This window comes from Mariniblastus fucicola (genome assembly GCF_008087665.1).
Taxonomy (GTDB): domain Bacteria; phylum Planctomycetota; class Planctomycetia; order Pirellulales; family Pirellulaceae; genus Mariniblastus; species Mariniblastus fucicola.
On record NZ_CP042912.1, the window covers coordinates 2,082,429 to 2,099,978 of the forward strand.

Genomic DNA, 17,550 nt, shown 5'->3' on the forward strand with positions numbered 1-17,550 from the left:
GACGAAAGCCCACGTGATTGAAACTGAACAAGTTTGGGACGTCGTCATTGTCGGGGGTGGCGCGGCCGGATTGATGGCTGCCGCGTCTGCCGCTCAGCTTGGCAAGCGAACGCTGCTGCTGGAAAAGAACCGGAAATTCGGCGTTAAAATTCTGATGTCGGGCGGGACGCGATGCAATATCACGCACAACACCGACGCTCGTGGAATCGTTGAAGCCTTCGGTCGAAATGGCAAATTTTTGCACTCGGCGTTGGCGACGATGTCTCCCGCAGATTGTGTTGAGCTCTTTAACTCGTTGGGAGTTGAGACCAAAGTCGAATCGACTGGCAAAGTCTTTCCCGTCAGCAACAAAGCGATCGATGTTCGCGACGCGCTCGTTCGATACGCCGAAGACTCTGGCGCGATCCTGCAGAACGAATGTCCGGTTCATGGCATGAGTAAACTGGACTCAGGTGAGTTCGTGGTCGAATCCGATCACGGTTCGTTTCAATGCCGCGGTGTCATACTGACAACTGGCGGACTGTCGTTTCCCGGTTGCGGCACGACCGGCGACGGCTATCCATGGGCCAGGGGTTTTGGACACAGCATCGTCGAAACCGTTCCGGCATTAACGCCGTTGCTATCGCGGTGTGAATGGGCCAACGAGCTGAAGGGGCTCACCATCGATCCAACTCGCGTCGAAGTTTGCGAGCCCGAGAAAGAGGGCGCAAAAAAGAAACGTAAGCCACTCGCCAAAACAACCGGCTCGCTGCTATTCACTCACTTTGGATTCTCCGGTCCCGCCGCGATGGATGTTAGCAGCGCCGTTGCCGGTCATAAAACTAAAAATCGGCTAACGCTGGTTTGCGATTTTCTACCAGCACAAAAAATGTCAGCCGTCGAGCAACAGCTTCAAACCGCGAAGTCTTCCGCGGGAGGTCGTTCGGCACTTCGCGTTGTCAGCGATTTGTTCCCTCAGTTTCCCAAACGACTGGTCGAGCAACTGTTGGCCCAGGCAAGCGTGCCGGTTGATCGACGTTTTGCTGAGCTTTCCTCACAACAACTGGCCAGGATTTCGTCTCAGCTTAAACAGCTGGCGTTTCCTGTCCAAGGCACGCTCGGGTACGAGAAAGCAGAGGTCACATCGGGCGGCGTGAAGCTCTCTGAGGTCAACAGCAGCACAATGGAAAGCAAACTGGTCGCTAATCTCTTCTTTGCTGGCGAAATCTTGGACCTCGACGGACCGATAGGTGGATTTAACTTTCAATCGGCCTGGAGCACGGGTTGGTTGGCCGGACAGTCTGTCTGAATTGGCCTCAAGTTACAACGATTGACCGATTTACACCGGTTAGAATGTGACTATCTTAGGGGGATCACTGCCCCTCTCGTTCCAGGAACCCTCTCATGACTTCCAGTCGTTCCCGTTCTCGTGCACGTTTCAGCTATGGCCCTCTTGAGCAGAAAAGACTTCTCGCGGCCGACCTTTCTACCGCAACAACTGCCGAAGCGTCCTACTATCTTGAAGATTTCAAACAGGAGTCTGTTGCTCGTACCTACCTCGACAGCCAAACAGAAACGGCGGATCTGCAAACCGGCGATGTTGAGCTAAGGCTGGTTGAGATCCAGCGTGGTCTTGCGAGTACCGTGACTCGATTTCAACAAACCGTCCACGGCGTTCCGGTTGCTGACGCCTGGGTAGCGACCATCCAAGGTCCGACGGGCGATTTCGTTCACGTCCACGATCAAAGCGTGGAAGCTGTTTTTGATGCAAGTTGCGAACCTGGAAAAACCTCGATCAACTTTGAGTTGTCTGAGGAAATTGCTCTGGAGTATGCAGGAGCAAAAACGATGTTCGCCGATACGCGTGGCGAGCTGGTTTGGTTGCCGGGCGAAGGCAACGATAAGTCTGCCAGCCTTGTTTGGCAAACGACTGTCTTTGCCGTTCGCGATGGAAGCGTTGATGATGACCACGACCACGACGACGGACATTCCCACAGCGAAAACGAGCACGGAGACTTTCTGACTTACATCGATGCGTTTTCTGGTGAAGTAATCTCTCAGGAGAACCGTATCTCTCACTTCACCGAAGGTTCTGGTGACGTGTTCTATCCCAACCCGTATCAAACTCTTGGAAGTGATACCGGGATCACGGACAACAATGACGCCAACAGTACTGCGTTAGAAAATCAGCACATCTCAGTGACGTTGGAAGGACTCGATGAAGGCACCGGGCTGATCAAGGGCGAGTTCGTTGACCTGTCGACGCTCAACAGCAGCACCATCACCGACGTCGACGCCGATGAAGCTGATCGCGTGTACGAGTACACTCGTGACGACCCACGTTTCGAACAGGTGCAGATTTATCACACCGTCGACCAGATCAATCGCTACTTTCACGATCTGGGATTCGATGACGACACCGGAACGCCTAACGGTATCCGCGATTTTCCGACGCTGGCGAACGCTCACTGGTTCACAGATGACCAGTCGTTCTACTCCAGTGGAAACGACGCAATTCACTTTGGTGACGGCGGCGTCGATGATGGCGAAGACGGAGACATCATCGCTCATGAATATGGCCACGCGATCCAGAATAACCAAAACGCGGCATGGGGTGGCGGCGAGATGGGTGCGATGGGTGAAGGGTTTGGCGACTATTTGGCGGCAAGCTTCTTCCAGAATGTGGGCGACGCAGCGTTTCAGGCGACTCACGCTGCTGCCGTGGGGGAATGGGATGCGACCAGCTATAGCAGCGACAATCCTCCCAACTTGCGACGTGTCGATGGCAACAAGATGTATCCGACTGATCTGGTCGGTCAGGTGCACGCCGATGGTGAAATTTGGTCTCGCGCGTTGTGGGATCTGAATCAGGATATCGGTGCGGCGGCAGCTGACCAGCTGGTCCTTGAGTCACACTTTCTCTTGCCTGGAAGCTCGTCAATGGTCACTGCGGCCGAGATGATTCTGATGGCGGATGAGAATCTCAATGGTGGACTCTATGAGAGCAACATCCGGGCGGCGTTTGAAGCTCGCGGGATCCTCGAAGCACCTGAGACGATCGGTGTCGTTTCTTTTGATAGCTCTGTCTATGCGGTTGGAGACACGATCGAAATCGATGTGGCAGATGGAAACGCTCCATCAAACATTCAAGTCGTTGTGACAAGCTCCAATGGCGATTCGGAAACACTTTCACTGACAGGATCAGGCAGCTATTCGACTTCGATCGTTTCTGTCGAAGGAGCCGTGACCGCTGACGATGGGCAGTTGCAAGCCGCAATTGGGGACACGATCACGGTAAGCTACTTCGATGCAGATGACGGAGCGGGCGACAGCTTTACCGCGACCGATACTGCGGTGTTCCAGAACATCTCGGTTTATCATTCAGAAGATACTCCAACGCCGATCAACGACAACTCGACGATTACCAGCACCATTACGATTGCTGATGAAGGCAATTTGTTGGACGTCGATTTGCTGCTTGATATTACTCACACTTGGGACGGTGACCTGACAGCGGTTTTGACCGCTCCTGGAGGCCAGCAGTTCACTCTGTTTGATCGAATCGGTAGCAGCGGGGACAACTTCACCGATACGCTGTTTGATGACGACGCTCCAGATTCGATCGATTCGGGGACTGCGCCTTACACTGGAACGTTTCGACCGAACGATGCGTTCACTTCACTGGTAGGAACTTCGATCACCGGTGATTGGGTATTGTCGATCTCCGATGCAGCAACGCAGGATACGGGAAGCCTGAACAACTGGTCGCTCTACATCGTTGTCGAAATCGACGAGCCTGTTGGGCCGATTACGGATAGCAACTCTGCCACCAATACAGTTGCGGAAGACGCAGCAATCGGTGCTTCTGTTGGAGTTACGGCATCTGCGACGGATCCTAATGACGACGTGACATACTCACTCACGGCAGATGCTGGCGGATTGTTCGATATCGATCCAGTCTTTGGTGTCGTGACCGTCGCGGGAGCGTTGGATTTCGAAAGTGCAGCCACACACACGGTCACTGTTCGTGCGGACAGCGACGATGGTTCGTTCAGCGAAGCAGACTTTGATATCGCGGTGACCAACGTCAACGACGCTGTCGTGACGACTCGCCAGCTGTTCTATCTGGGTTCTGACTACGACACGGGAGACGCTTTCGATTCCGTTGCGACAGACAAACAATTCCTGCTTCCTGGCGAAACGGCGACGTTTGCGAACTACTCGTCTTACTCGCTCGGGATCAACGGGCTGGCACTGGAGCTTAATGACCTGAATCAGGTTCCAACGCTCGCCAACATCGGAGACTTCTTCGACTTCAAAGTCGGCAACGACGACACGACTGCGGACTGGACCGATGCTCCTGCTCCAATTTCGCTGGACTACGTTTCCAACGTTGACGCAAGCGGCACCGATCAGATTGTGCTGCAGTGGGCTGACAACGCGATCGAAAACCAATGGTTGCAGATCACAGTCAACGCAGGCAACACAACAGGCTTGGCAGCTCCAGACGTGTTCTACTTTGGCAACGCGATTGGCGAAACCGGCGATTCGACGACCGATGCTCGAGTCGATGCGGATGACGTTTCTCGAGTTCGACAAAACCTTTCCGGTTTCTTCTCTGTCGGGATCGACAACGTTTACGACTTCGATCGTGATTCACGAGTCGACGCTGACGATGTCTCGATTGCCCGTCAGAACCTGTCCGGATTCTTCCCAATCAGACTGATCACGCCTGGAGCTGGAAAAGCCGATTTTGGTTCAGGCTCGGATTTGTTGTTCGATGCGGCCGGTGATGATGGCAAGCCGACGACGTCGAAAGAGGCTGGTTTGGCCAAGCGTTCGATCGTTGTTCAGACAAACGAGAAAGTCGAGCTGTCCGGTGCGATTGTTGCGGACAATGACGTTGCTGTGGTTGAGTCGCCAGCACAAGAGCGCGTGAAAGCGGAAGCTGAACTTGATCGTGCGTTCGTCGAATTTGACTTCGAAGCTGAACTGGTTTAGGTCAGCCAAATTTGGCTTGGCTGAATTCAAAGATTTGGCCAAACGATTTTGATCAATCGGCCTTGCTGAATTTAGCTGTTCAGCTTGTCCCGAATTCTCCTCTTTGAACTTCTGGATTTTCTCCAGAAGTTCAAGGTAGTTGAGATCCGTGACGCGTGCCGAGTCGTTAAGCGTGCCGAGTCGCAGACTCCTGTGGCTTCTGGCGGCGCTTTGGCATGACCAGCACCAAGGCCCACGATTGGGCTTCTCCCAAAGACGAGCTGATCGTCTCTGACCTTGAGCAAGTCCTTCCGTTTTCGTTCATGACGTCGTGTAACTTCGCCTGCGCCAAAACTGGCACAGCCGGATAGCCAAGCGTGCTGCGTAAGTCACCCTGGTAAGACAGCCAGTAAGCCTGCAAAATTCGGGAAATCGAACTCCACACGCGGCAACGAAGGACGGGCATTTTTCTGGCAGTCAGTTATTATTGCTATATTGGTTGACTCTCTTCAAACCGAGAGGAAGCACACTATTCTCCTGAGAACGAACACCATGACTGACTTTTTTCGCGCCTCGACCTTGATGATGTCTCTTGCATTGTTCAGCGTAGCAATTTGTTGCACCGAACAATCGTCCTTGGCTGCCTCGCCACAACTTGATGGTGAACATGGAGAGGATGGCGTTTCTGGCGATCCCGGAACCGACGGAGAAGACGGCACTGATGGATCGGACATCGTCGAATCGGCCACCGATGAGATTGGCTTCAGTGTGTTCGGTGCCCGAGGAGGCAATGGTGGAACAGGCGGTGACGGCATTGATGGGGACGACGAAGGGTCCTCGGCACAAGGCGGCAATGGTGGTAACGCTGGAAATGGAGGAGATGTTCATGTGAGCCGAAGTGCTCCGGCAGATCCAGATACTTTTTTCTCAACTGCGGTACGCGGTGGCCATGGCGGTGATGGAGGAGGTGGCGGAATAGGAACCGGCTTTGAGCTTGGAGGTGACGGCGGATCCGGAGGTCACGGTGGACGCGGAATCATTGACGGTGAAATAGGTGAATACGCATCGTTCTCCGCTCGAGGAGGTGATGGTGGGGACGCAATTGGCGTTGGCGCTGTCGCTGGTGACGGCGGTCGCTCTTACGTCAAATCTCGATTCCTGTCGAACTTTCGCTATGCCACAATTAATCAGAACGGTGGCCGAGGTGGTGCCGGGTTTGACGGAGCCGAAGGAGGCCAAGGTGCCGGTTCGACGATTGGATTCAACCCGGACCAATTTGTCTTTGATCCGGCCGGCGGCGGCGGAGGCGGTGATCTAAACCTGAATGTCAACATTAGCGGTGGCAGGGGCGGAGACTCATACAACGGCACTGTTGGTCGAGGCGGCACGGCACGTTTGAATCTTGCACCGCTTGCCGGCGGAGCCTCCTCGCTCGGGTACACTGTCAACGCTTCGATTGTTGCGGGGCAAGGTGGGCGCGGTATCTCTACCGGAAACCAGGACACCGATGGAGCCACCGGAGCCATTGCGTTGCTCAATACTGACGACCAGCAATTGCGAACCAGCAGTTTTTTCATTCGCGGTGGCAACGGAGGTTCCGCCTTGGGTAGGCAAAATCAAGGCGATGGTGGTCAAGGTGCTGCGGCAATCGTCAACGGAGCCATCCGAGTCGCCGAGTCCAATCGTTTCGGAAGGCTTTCACTCACGATGTACGGAGGAACGGGTGGTCATGCTCAAGGGACAGGCTGGTCCGGAAACGGCGGCAGTGTCATTGCTCCCGACATGGAACTGCACGCCGACGGAGGTGACTACCTACAAGTTTTCCTCGCTGGTGGTGACGGTGGCTGGGGCAAACGCAATGGGTCGGGCGGTGACGCCATCATCCAGAATCAGAACGCTCAGCTGGAACTGGGAACTGAGGTCAAATATTTAGGGACCTATGAAGCAACTGCCTTTGGCGGGAACGCAGGGCAGGGTAAGAATGCAGTCAACGCCGCGACGGGCGGAAACGCTGTCGCTGAACTCAGCCAGACGGGATATTCGGGCATAAACGCCTCTACCGTTGCACAAGGCGGTTTTGGCAATGATGGAGCAAGTGGCAATGCAACTGCGAAGACGTTTGCTCATTCGCTTTTGGATGACCGATTTGATTTCGACAATTCCGTCACTACAAGTGCGGTCGCTGCCACCCGACGTGGATCGAGAGGCAACTGGCGCCCAGCTTACGGAACAAATTCTGTCGCCGAATCTACTGCGATCAACGAAAACGAAGGCAGGACCAATGCCGTCGCGTCAGCCTATGGCGGTTGGGGATTTCTGCAGGGAGGCGACGCGATTGCCACCGCTTCGTCGCATAGCATGGTCGATGGAAGCGACTCCTTCGCAAACGCCTACACACGTGGTTCCGGCAGCACAAACTCAAGTGATGGAAACCTTTCGGAAAGCACTGCCGTTGCGACCTCAGGGTTGCAAGCGTCATCGCAGGCTCTGGCCAACTCGGAACGTATCGGCCACAACGTCACGGCAAAATCGTTGGCTACAGCGACAGGCGACCGCATCTACTCCAATTCCTATGCTTCGACGCGGACATCGTCATGGGAACACTACGCTTCTGTGCGAACCGGATCAACGAGAAGTCTGTCTGACCAGATCGTGACCGTTGATACAGGGAGCCTGGTCCAGTTTCGCAGCTCTGATGCCATCGCTCGACCGGTCCTTGAGGGCCAGATGACTGCGGCACTACTGGTGAATCCAATCAGCGATCAGGTCGCAGAGTTCTTTGAAGATGAAAGTGATTTCGGCGATGTCTTTCTCGGATCCGAGGGCTCGGAAGTGATCGGAGTCGGATCCGTTTTCGCATCTGGGGTCGACGAAACACAACTTTTCTCCAACGCACACATTGAGTTGGACCTCGAGATACAAGAGGAGCAGTCGGGTGGAAGATTTCAGATCGGATTCTTCGGCCTGGACGACGATTTCGGCGGTTTCGAAGAAATATCTGTTTGGGGGACACTCAACGGTCGAGAGTTCATCAACGAGGAATGGGAAGGCGAAGACAGCGCAACCGATGCCATGTCGTTCTTTGATGACCTGTTACTTGACGTTGCCGATACGCCGCAGAACCTCGAGCACATCGATCTCGATTTTCACCTCAATTTCGTCTCCAACGATGCCACAGACCTGTTTGGTCTTGGGTTTGTCTTCGGCAACGTCGAGGTAGATGAGCTTGAAACAGGCCTCGCAGTTCGAGCACCGTCTCAACGATTCAGTCTTGGAGGCATCACCGCAGTTCCGGAACCGAGCTCGATTGTCGTGTTGATGTCGCTTGCCGTTATTGCGGGCTTCAGAAGGCAGCGATCGTAGACAGCCGCGGCCCCGCCGGATTGCTACTCGATGTCGCCGGGGTTTTCTTCTTTGAACTTCTGGATTTTCTCCAGAAGTTCAGAGTAGTTGAGTTCCGTAACACGTGCCGCGTCGCGGATTCCTCTGGCTTCGGGCAGTGCTTCCGCCATGGCCAGAATCGGATCCATCCAGGTCTGCAGAACGCGAAACTGGTTGCGGATGATGTCAAGGAAGATCGTCGGCACCTTGTTGATGACTTCGACTTCGATCGGATCGACGCCTTTGTCGTGAACGTTGGCCACGGGGTTCGTGGCCGGCGCAACGACCGCGGATCCCTGAGTCTTGATGCCGTCCTTCATCAGTTTTTTGATGCCAGTCAACGTCTTGTTGAACTTCTCAAGCTCGGAAACTGCCGTCGTCATTCGCTCGGCCGATGGGTCAGCCGACGAAGCGGTGATCATCTGATTCATCCCGGATTCGACGGCTTTCTTGATCGAAATCAGCCCGTCGCTGACGGTCGTCATTTGGGCAATCACGCGGCCCAGTCCATCGTCTTCGCTGGCTCCGGAGAGCAGCAAATTTCGCTGGAAGGTACGTTTGATATCCTCCCAGCGTTCGAGTTCTTCGCCTTCGAGTTCGCCCATCAGCTCTTTCAGCTTCAACAGGTTCGCCTGAGCTCCCGTCGTCAAAGTCTGAGCCTGATTGTTGTAGTGCGAACGGATCAGCGTCAGCAATTCCTCGTCGTTCATCACCGGGCGGATCTGTTCGGCGATCTTGTTCATGTCGCGATACGAACCCTGCAACTTGAATGCCGGCTCGGTTCGATAGTCGTCGGCCTGAGCCGCGGATTCGATGTACAGCTGATTCACGTGCAGTACGACATCGCGAACTTTCAACAGCTTTCGCATCACCGAAACGAACTCGTTGACTTCCTCGACCGAGTAATTGCCTGCGAGGCTTTCTGAAGGAGCACCTTTGCTGGCCGCCATCTTGATCACACGATAAACGTCTTCGCGAGACTTCGAATTCAATCGGGCCAGCGTCGAATTCGATGTCAGGCAGTTCTCCAGATAGCTCAGCTCGAACGAATCCGCGTTGCCACCGATGACGTCGCCAAGGTTGTACGTGTCGGCTCGGCTGGCAAGCATGTCCGGGATCTGAAACTTCTCGCCGCTTTCGGTGTACGGATTTCCCGCCATCACAACGGCAACTTTGCGTCCACGCAAGTCATACGTTTTCGTTTTGCCGCCAAAGACGCCTTCGATTCGACGCGTCGCATCACAAAGCGAAATGAACTTCTGCAAAAACTCAGGGTTGCAATGCTGGATGTCATCGAGATAGATCATCACGTTATCGCCCATCTCGAGCGCGAGGTTCAGTTTCTCAACTTCCTCGCGAGCACTCGCATTCGGTGCCTCGTTCGGATCAAGCGAAGTCACCTGGTGACCGATCGCCGGACCGTTGATCTTCATGAATGTGATGCCCAGGCGATTGGCAACGTACTCCATCAACGTCGTCTTACCGTATCCCGGTGGCGAAATCAGCAGCAGCAAGCCCATCAAATCGGTTCGTTTTTCTTCGCCGACGACGCCCATCTGTTTCGCCAGGTTGGCACCGATCATCGGCAAGTACGTGTCGTTGATCAGCTTGTTGCGAACAAAGCTGGTCAGCACGCGTGGCTTGAATTCGCCAAGCCGCAATTCCTCGCGGCGTTGGTCAACGATTTCTTTTTTCAGATGCGTGTAAGCTTCGTAGGCCGGAACGGTGTTGGTCTCGAACTTTGCCAGACGAAGCATGAATTCGTGATAGTCCAACTCGTAGATTTTGGAGTCCACTACGCGATGGTCGCCGAGCATTCCTTCGATCTCGACAACGGTCTTCATGTCCAGCATCTTGCGATGATCGGCGTTGCCTTCGATCAGAATCGCCGCTGTTTCTTCAATGTAATCCCGCAAATGTGGATCAGTTTTTGCGTTTGATTCGACAAAAGCTCCAACCCAACCGCAGGCGATTTCGAAGCGTTCCTGAATCGATAGTGAATCGGACCCAAGTGTTTCGGCAAGTTGATTGCCGCCTTTTTTCTTGGCGATGAAATCAGTGAAGCGATCACCAAGCTCGGTCGCGGCTTTGCTTGACGGCCACTTGCCTCCGGAAGCCAGCTGCTCGTAGAGATATTCGGCCGTCTCGGAAACGGTGGCAACGTTTTCCAGTCTGTGATCGTTCTGAAGTGAAGACAGTTTTTTCGATCGGGCATCGACCGTGTCCACAGCTGTCGTGTCCACAGGCTGGAAGTCTATGTCACCTTCACCAGCGAGAATCTCAGCCCGTAACTTGTTGATGTAGTCTTCGCGTTCCTTCAAGCCGCCGAACAACTTCGTCGCTGCACCAAGACTGGCCAGTTTGTCTTCCCAAGCCTGCTTCACGCCTGGACTCAGTTCGCCCAACTCCAGCCAATACATCGCCGCTTTGGCGCGTGATTTCGGCGAGTACTTCAACAGCCCCAGATCCAAATGCATTTTCAGCAGCTGGCTCAAAATCAGGTTCGCGTCATGATCGTGGACGCCTTTGATGTAACCTTCGCTGTAGCGGGGTGCCATGAACTGGCTGACCGTTTCAAGGCGTTTTTCATCGTCCGCCTTGAACAGTTTCTTCAAATCAAGATCTGGTGAGCGGAGCATCTGATAGGCCAAATACTCGGCGCGATACACGTCGCGATTTTCGCTGACCACCGTCTGATCCCAAACCGGTTTGGTCGCGTTGAGCTCGGGTGAGGTCGCTGTCTCGAAATAGTTCGTGCCGCTCAAGTGGAAGTGCATGTCGCCGTCTTTGATGACGGTCGTCAGATCCAATGGCTGCACGTTGACGGAGAACTTGTGCGTGCCAAACTGAATGATGTTCTGGCCATCGACGTACAGCTCATTTTTGTCACGCAGTTGGCGAATCGTGTCTTCGCGAACCGTTTTTAACCGGCTCTGAATGTCGTCGACTTTTACTGACTCTTCAAGTTCCTCAAGCTCGGACACGATGTCCCGAACTTTGTCGATCATCAGATCAGAGGAGAAATAGCTGTTGATTTCGTCGACCGAATCGAAATTGGCAACACGATTGCGGATGCCTTTCAAAATTCGATCTGCAGCCGCCATCAGCGCGGTCGCGCGGCGATTACGGGCTTCAACGAGTTGCAATTTCTTCGTATCGAAAGCCGCGTAGATCTCTTCGCGTTTCTCGGCGAGCTGTACAACAAATTCATCGAACTCGGCAAATCGACCTTCGATCTCTTCGACCTGAACCATCATCTTGGTCAGATATTCGTCGCACTTTTCCGGTGTGTCGCAAACGTCCAAATAGTTGACGACCGCCTGGCTGACGAGTTTGATTTGCGAATTGAATTCGGCTTTGCCTTCTACCGAAAACAGCTCCTGCGATTTCTTCTTGATCGAAGCCCGCGTCGAATTCAGGCTGGAATAGATCGCCGAAATGTTGTCGATGATTCGCGTGCGCTGCGTCGGATCATCGATCTTCAAGTTGCTGACAATCTCGATCAACATCTCCAGTTCGTTGCCGACCTGAACGATGGCCTCGTCCAGAACTTTGGCTTCAACACCGGTTTTCAGTTCGTCGATCGAGTCGTTTTGTTCTGCCACTCGCTGCTGGTACGGAGCCAACGCCGCATCATCAAGCAAAAACTCAACGCATTTATGCGACAGCCGGTCAGCATTCTCGCTGATCTCGGACTCGAGCGATTCAACGGCCGCGAGGTCAACGTATTTCAACTCCTTGAGCGAAATCACCTGCCCGCGGACCGTGCGGAGGCTTGACAGTGCTTGTACGAAGCGGTCGATGTTATCGAATCGGCCAGACGTTGCGTTGCGAACGACTTCCTTGGCTGCTTTCGCCGTTTCTTTGTACTGTTTCGCGGTATTGCTGCGGACCCGGACGACTTTCTCGAACTCGTCCACCGCTGCCGTGGCAGCTTCGCGGATCGCTTCAACGGGCTCGGCCAGATTGAAAGTCTGCTCGTCGCTCAGCCAGAAATTTGAATCAAGGATGTCCGACGAACGCTTGACGATATCGACGTACAGATTCGCGTAGGAATCCTCCTGGTCGATCAGCGTCATAATCTCGTGCGCTTCGGCCATCGCCCGCACGATCTCCTTGTTGCCGATCTTGAAGATGTAAGAATCCGTTTGCTCGCTCGACGCAGATTCGTCAGCCACAAATGGAGTCTGCCAAATTTGAATCGCGTGATGCTTCTGCGGTTCTTCGTCGGCTTTGAAGTAGATCAAATGGCCGTTGTCGAAAATCGAAAAACCGTTGCACAGGATCGGCGTGTCGACTCGCTGTTCGATCACGTTGTACATCAGCAACGCATAGTCGCCGGTGCTCTGGTTGTAGAACGCGTAGAGATAATCCTCGCCGTTGGGAGAAGCAATGCGGCGCTCGAAAGCCAGATTCGTGAGCCCGTTGTCGAAGATTTTGCTCTGGCCGGTTTGCAGATAGTAGCCGTTTGCGAAAATCAGGCCGTGGTCTTCCGGGAGGAAGATGCAGGATTCGGCAATCGAGTCCAGTCGCTGGGCGGTTTGTGTTTTCTCGTTGTAGATGACGTATCGAAATTGTTCTTCCTTGAACGGCTTGATCTTCATCAAAATGATGTTGCCCACGATCGCATAGAAGATTTCTGCGTCGTCAAGCGTCTGGTCAGGATCGTCAACGGGCTCGGCATAGATGCCTGACCCATCTTCCGTGTTGTCTTCGATCTTGACCGTCAGGTCGCCGCCGACAGTTTCGATGTAAACGCGGTCTTCGATCGAGATGTGCGGGTGCAGTCCGCCACGATGGAACTCACGCGTCGTACGCTTCCATTTAAATTCGTGTTGCGGCGGATATTTGACTTCGTGATCGCTGCGATTGTCGATGTACTTCAGCTTGTCGCCCTGCATCAGAAACTTGAAAGTCTTGATGTCAGTCAGCGATTTTCCGGTTCGAAAAACCAGATAGAGGTACGGCCCGGAGACGTGAAATTTCGCGAATCGGGTGTCTTTGTAGTATTTGTACAGCGCGTGGAAGTCAACGCCGAACTGTTTATCGCTGAGCAGGTCGAGCGATTCTTCGTGGAAGCTTCCGTCTTCGAAGCGGTAGACCGAGAACACGTCCGGAAGTTCCGTGACGGATTTCAGGCCCATGTGAACGTTGTAGCCGAAGAGAAATTTGTCTCCGATCGGCACGATGTCTCGAGCCGTGCAATTGTGCTCGGTCGTGATTCGTTGTTTCGAAACCAGCTCGGTTGGGATCGCTCCGAAAACGTTACGCCGTTCGTTGTTGAGTTTTTGCAGACGTGCATCCAGTTCGGCAGAATGGGACTTCAACCGGTTTTGGATGATCTCGTACGTGCCGCGCTCGAGCGTTGGCTCGTTCGGATCGGATTGCGAATCAGGTTGTGTTTCTGTTGGTGGCATAGGCTTTTGGCCTGTGAGCGCGCTGGATGGATGATTGGAAAATTATGAAGGTGGTTGGCGACTGGCCTGTGCCGACGTGCCTTTGTCGACATTCGGATCACAGGCAAGCCTATGCCACCTTGGGTTTTGGCTGAACAGAGGCTTGTTGCCTCTTTGGCGTGAATGCGGCGGCATAGGCCGCCACCACGAGGTTTTCAGTGAGTTCACAGGCTGGAAGCCTATGCCACCTTTGCCTACGACTTCACGCTCAGCTTCTTCAGAACTGCACCGGCGTTTTCAGTCGCGACGCCGGCCTTGTTCGCCATGCCCATCATCGACTGGAGCTGTCCCAGCACGTTGACATCGTTGGTCAAGCCCATCATTTGGCCAAGCAATGCCGCGACGCTGAGATTCTTCAGGTCTTCGCTGCTGATGCCAAACATGTCGATGTGCTTTTTGATCTCGGATGAAAGCTGAGCCGGATCGCCGTTGAAGAAAGTGTTCTTCACGTCGGTCAAAACCGTGCTCTCACCGACCAGGCGATCAACCTGCTTGCCCGCCGTAATCGAGTTCACGATCGAATCGAAGAACTGTCCGTCTCCACCGACGATGTCGATGTTCGCTTCACGCAACGACTCGGCAATCATGCCGGCCTGAGCTTCCGCGATTTGACGTTGAGCATCGATGCCCGCCAATTCGATATCTTTCTCTTTCTGGAGTTCCAGTTTGAACTCTTCGTGCTCGCGACCGACGCTGTCGAACAGCTTCATCGCTTCCGCCTTCTCGGTGATACCGCGAGCGTCGGCGCTGAACTTCAGTTCCGCAACTTTGGCTTCTGCAGTACCTTCCTTTTCGATCGCATCGGCTTTCGCAAGGATCACATCCGCTTCGGCAAGTCCCGGAGCCGCAGTTTCGGCCTGCAAAGCCTCTGCCAACATTTTCTTCGCGTCGGTTTGCTTTTCCGCAGCCGAACGTTCCGCTTCAGCCGTCACGATGACGGTTTCCGCATCGAGAGTCGCAGCCTGTTTCTTGGCTTCGGCAGCCTGAACCTGTTGAACCAACTGCTGTTGAGCCAGCTCTTCGGCGGCCGTAACGGCAACCTGTTTCTTACGATCAGCAGCCGCGAATTCGCGAGTATCCTTGATCTTTTCTTCTTCTTCCACGACCGCACGTTCAACGATGACTCGTTCGCGGATGACGTCCTGGATGTTCTTCTTCTCGACTTCGACCGCTTTTTCTTTGTCGATCTGAGCCAGCGTTACGATACGCTCGCGCTCCGTAATCTCAAGGCCACGATCTTTCTCGACGCGTTCTGTTTCCACCGCTTCGGTGCGTTCTTTCGATTTCGCAGCAACGATCACAGCACGCTTCTTGTTCTCTTCGGCGACCAGAATTTCTTCTTCGGCGCGAATCCGAGCCGTTTCCTGTCGCTGACGTTCTTCTTCCTGGACGACTTTCGCGTCCGCTGTTTGACGTGCCGTTACTTCAGCGATCTCGCGCTGCTGTTTCTCTTCGGCTTCGACCTGTTGACGTTCGAGAGCCAGAATGGCTTCGCGAGCTTCAACGTCCTGCTTCTTCAGCGTTTTCTCTTTTTCACGCTGGATGAAGTTCGCACGCGTGATTTCTTCGGCCGTCAAATCGGTGATCTTCTTGATACCTTCAGCGTCGAGAACGTTGTTGGGATTCAACTTCTCAAGATCCGTTTGCTCAAGGTAGTCAATCGCCGCGTCGTCAAGCACGTAGCCGTTGAGGTCCGTGCCGATGATACGCAAAATTTGCTCGCGGAACTTTTCGCGAGAGTTGTAAAGCTCAACGAAATCGAACTGTTTACCGACGGTTTTCAAAGCTTCGGAGAACTTTGGCTCGAACAGAGCACGCAGGGCTGTTTCATCAGACGCACGATCGCAACCGAGGAACTGAGCCACGCGTTCGACGTCTTCTTTTGTTTTGTTCACGCGAACGAAGAAGCAAACCTTGATGTCGGCTCGCATGTTGTCGCGACAGATCAAACCATCTTCGCCCGAACGATCGATCTCAATTCGCTTCACCGAGATGTCCATCAATTCGGCTTTGTGGAGAATCGGAATCACCCAGTCGCCTGAGAAGCTCACGTTCGTTCCGCCCATACCGTTTCGCACGATCGCAGAACCCTGATTGACTTTGCGATAGTAGCGAAGCATGAACACGAACGCGCCCACGGCGATAAAGAACAGGGCGCCGCCGAGGATCATAAAGAACCAACCCATAGGGCTGATCGCGAGTATGGTGCTGTCAATCATTAATGAATCTCCCAATTTGAAATCAACCGAAGCTGTATCGTTAAGTCTATTTGTCTTCCCACTTACACAGTTCAACCATGTAAGTGTCATTTTCGTAGTTGTAAGAAAGAATCCTGGCAGCGTCGCCTTTGCCAAGATTAGGTTTGTCAGGCTGCTTGCGAGCGTTGATGACCAACTCGGGGCCGTCCAACTTTATGCTGACCTGGCCAAATGATTCGGTGACTTCCGAAGTCGTTACCGCTCCGATCATTCCGATCATCCTGTCCCGCGTCGTGTCATTTTCTTGCGGCTTAAACCCTTCAGCGAAAGGACCAAGGATCAGGCGAGTCAAAAACAAACAGGCCGCGACGTTGACTGTGCCAATCAGCAATCCGGCCAACACGTTGCCGCCAGGATTGAGCAAATGGTTTCCGAGAAAGCTTGCCGCCCAGAAAAGCAGAGCGAAAACACTGGCGACCAAAACAACTGGCACGTGATTCAAGTGCATCAGCTCGGCAAACGAGCTAAATCCACCTGTGTGAGTATCGAAGTCGCCGTCAACGTCCAGCACATTGAGGTCCGTATCGAAATCGATGTCGATAGCGTCGACTCCGATGGCTCCAACAATGACCATCATCCAGTACAACAGGCATAGCAACAGCAGGCCTGTTGCCGGCAGGTTCACCAATTGAAATGTTTCGTTGATAAAGTCGATCATGTTCTTTTCGATCCGTTTGCACTGCGTCATTGGTTGCGCAGTGAGCGAAAATTTAGGTCACGGCTAACCCGTGTCTGGCTTCGTGCCAAAAAATCAAGGAACGTTTGGACGCAAGAGAATCGTCACAATCGGAGGATGTGTTAGGATTCCGGACGTCCGGTTCCGTTCAAGATTCGACCATAGTTCGCGGCCAATACCAAAATCTTGGAAGAATTCGCGACCGGAAAAGCCGCTAGATTGCGAAGGAACGGCAAAATACAGGCTGCCGGAGGGCTTGGCGTCGCTTCGGGCGGCTAGTGTTGATGGAGAGATCTCGCATCGCGGGTCCAGGCCTTTCGTTTAACGGCAAGCCGTAGGCGACTGCGTCATCATGCAGCACCCGTCGCCTGCGGCTTGCCGTTAAACGAAAAAAAGCAGTACCCGGTCGCCTCGGACCCCACCGAGCGACGAAGTTAGTTTTGAAACCGAAGAAGAACCGAGATTCGATGTCTGAAGAAAACCAACCTGCTGAAAGTCCTGCCGAGGACGTTCCGCTCAACATCCGGCTGGATCAGTTTCTGCAGCTTTGCGGAGTGCCGACTGGCGGACAGGCAAAGATTCTGATTCAGGATGGACAAGTCACTGTCAATGGTGAAGTCGAGACTCGTCGGCGGAAGAAACTTGTGATCGGTGACGAGGTAGGTCTCGATGGCGAAGTCTACGACGTCGCGTTGAGCGCTGACGAAGAAGAGTAGGTCAGTCTGTCTCAGACTGACACCGGACTGTACGAGTCTGGGACAGACTCGGCTACTAAGTTAGGCTCGGTCGAACGAGTCTGAGACAGACTCGGCTACTAAGC

General features: G+C 53.7%; 8 protein-coding genes. 5 read left to right on the top strand and 3 right to left on the bottom strand.

Annotated features, from left to right (window positions below):
• Nucleotides 1-13: 13 nt before the first annotated feature.
• From MFFC18_RS07685 to MFFC18_RS07705, 4 genes are all read left to right on the top strand, one after another.
• The gene (locus MFFC18_RS07685) at nucleotides 14-1,288 is read left to right on the top strand and encodes a BaiN/RdsA family NAD(P)/FAD-dependent oxidoreductase (protein ID WP_075085637.1); all 1,275 of its coding nucleotides are present in this window, start codon (nucleotides 14-16) and stop codon (nucleotides 1,286-1,288) included.
• Between the two features lie 95 nt (nucleotides 1,289-1,383).
• On the top strand, nucleotides 1,384-4,980 hold the full coding sequence (locus tag MFFC18_RS07690; RefSeq protein ID WP_075085433.1) for a proprotein convertase P-domain-containing protein: 3,597 nt from the start codon (nucleotides 1,384-1,386) through the stop codon (nucleotides 4,978-4,980).
• 215 nt (nucleotides 4,981-5,195) lie between these two features.
• On the top strand, nucleotides 5,196-5,330 hold the full coding sequence (locus MFFC18_RS25635; protein ID WP_261340535.1) for a hypothetical protein: 135 nt from the start codon (nucleotides 5,196-5,198) through the stop codon (nucleotides 5,328-5,330).
• A gap of 181 nt (nucleotides 5,331-5,511) precedes the next feature.
• Nucleotides 5,512-8,322 carry a PEP-CTERM sorting domain-containing protein gene (locus MFFC18_RS07705; RefSeq protein ID WP_075085434.1) on the top strand — a complete coding sequence of 937 codons (2,811 nt, stop codon included), beginning with the start codon at nucleotides 5,512-5,514 and terminating at the stop codon, nucleotides 8,320-8,322.
• A 23-nt stretch (nucleotides 8,323-8,345) separates the two neighbouring features.
• Here MFFC18_RS07705 and MFFC18_RS07710 read toward each other — a convergent pair whose 3' ends face one another.
• From MFFC18_RS07710 to MFFC18_RS07720, 3 genes are all read right to left on the bottom strand, one after another.
• Nucleotides 8,346-13,757, bottom strand: coding sequence for a DNA repair ATPase (locus MFFC18_RS07710; protein WP_075085435.1), 5,412 nt, complete (start codon nucleotides 13,755-13,757; stop codon nucleotides 8,346-8,348).
• A gap of 233 nt (nucleotides 13,758-13,990) precedes the next feature.
• Nucleotides 13,991-16,015: a flotillin family protein gene (locus MFFC18_RS07715; protein WP_084417262.1), complete on the bottom strand. Its 2,025-nt coding sequence runs from the start codon at nucleotides 16,013-16,015 to the stop codon at nucleotides 13,991-13,993.
• Nucleotides 16,016-16,061: 46 nt separating this feature from the next.
• Nucleotides 16,062-16,712 (bottom strand): OB-fold-containig protein, encoded by a 651-nt coding sequence (locus MFFC18_RS07720; RefSeq protein WP_148618701.1) that lies wholly within the window; start codon nucleotides 16,710-16,712, stop codon nucleotides 16,062-16,064.
• A gap of 485 nt (nucleotides 16,713-17,197) precedes the next feature.
• Between MFFC18_RS07720 and MFFC18_RS07725 the strand changes: the two genes are divergently transcribed.
• On the top strand, nucleotides 17,198-17,446 hold the full coding sequence (locus MFFC18_RS07725) for an RNA-binding S4 domain-containing protein (protein WP_075085437.1): 249 nt from the start codon (nucleotides 17,198-17,200) through the stop codon (nucleotides 17,444-17,446).
• The last annotated feature ends 104 nt before the right edge of the window (nucleotides 17,447-17,550 follow it).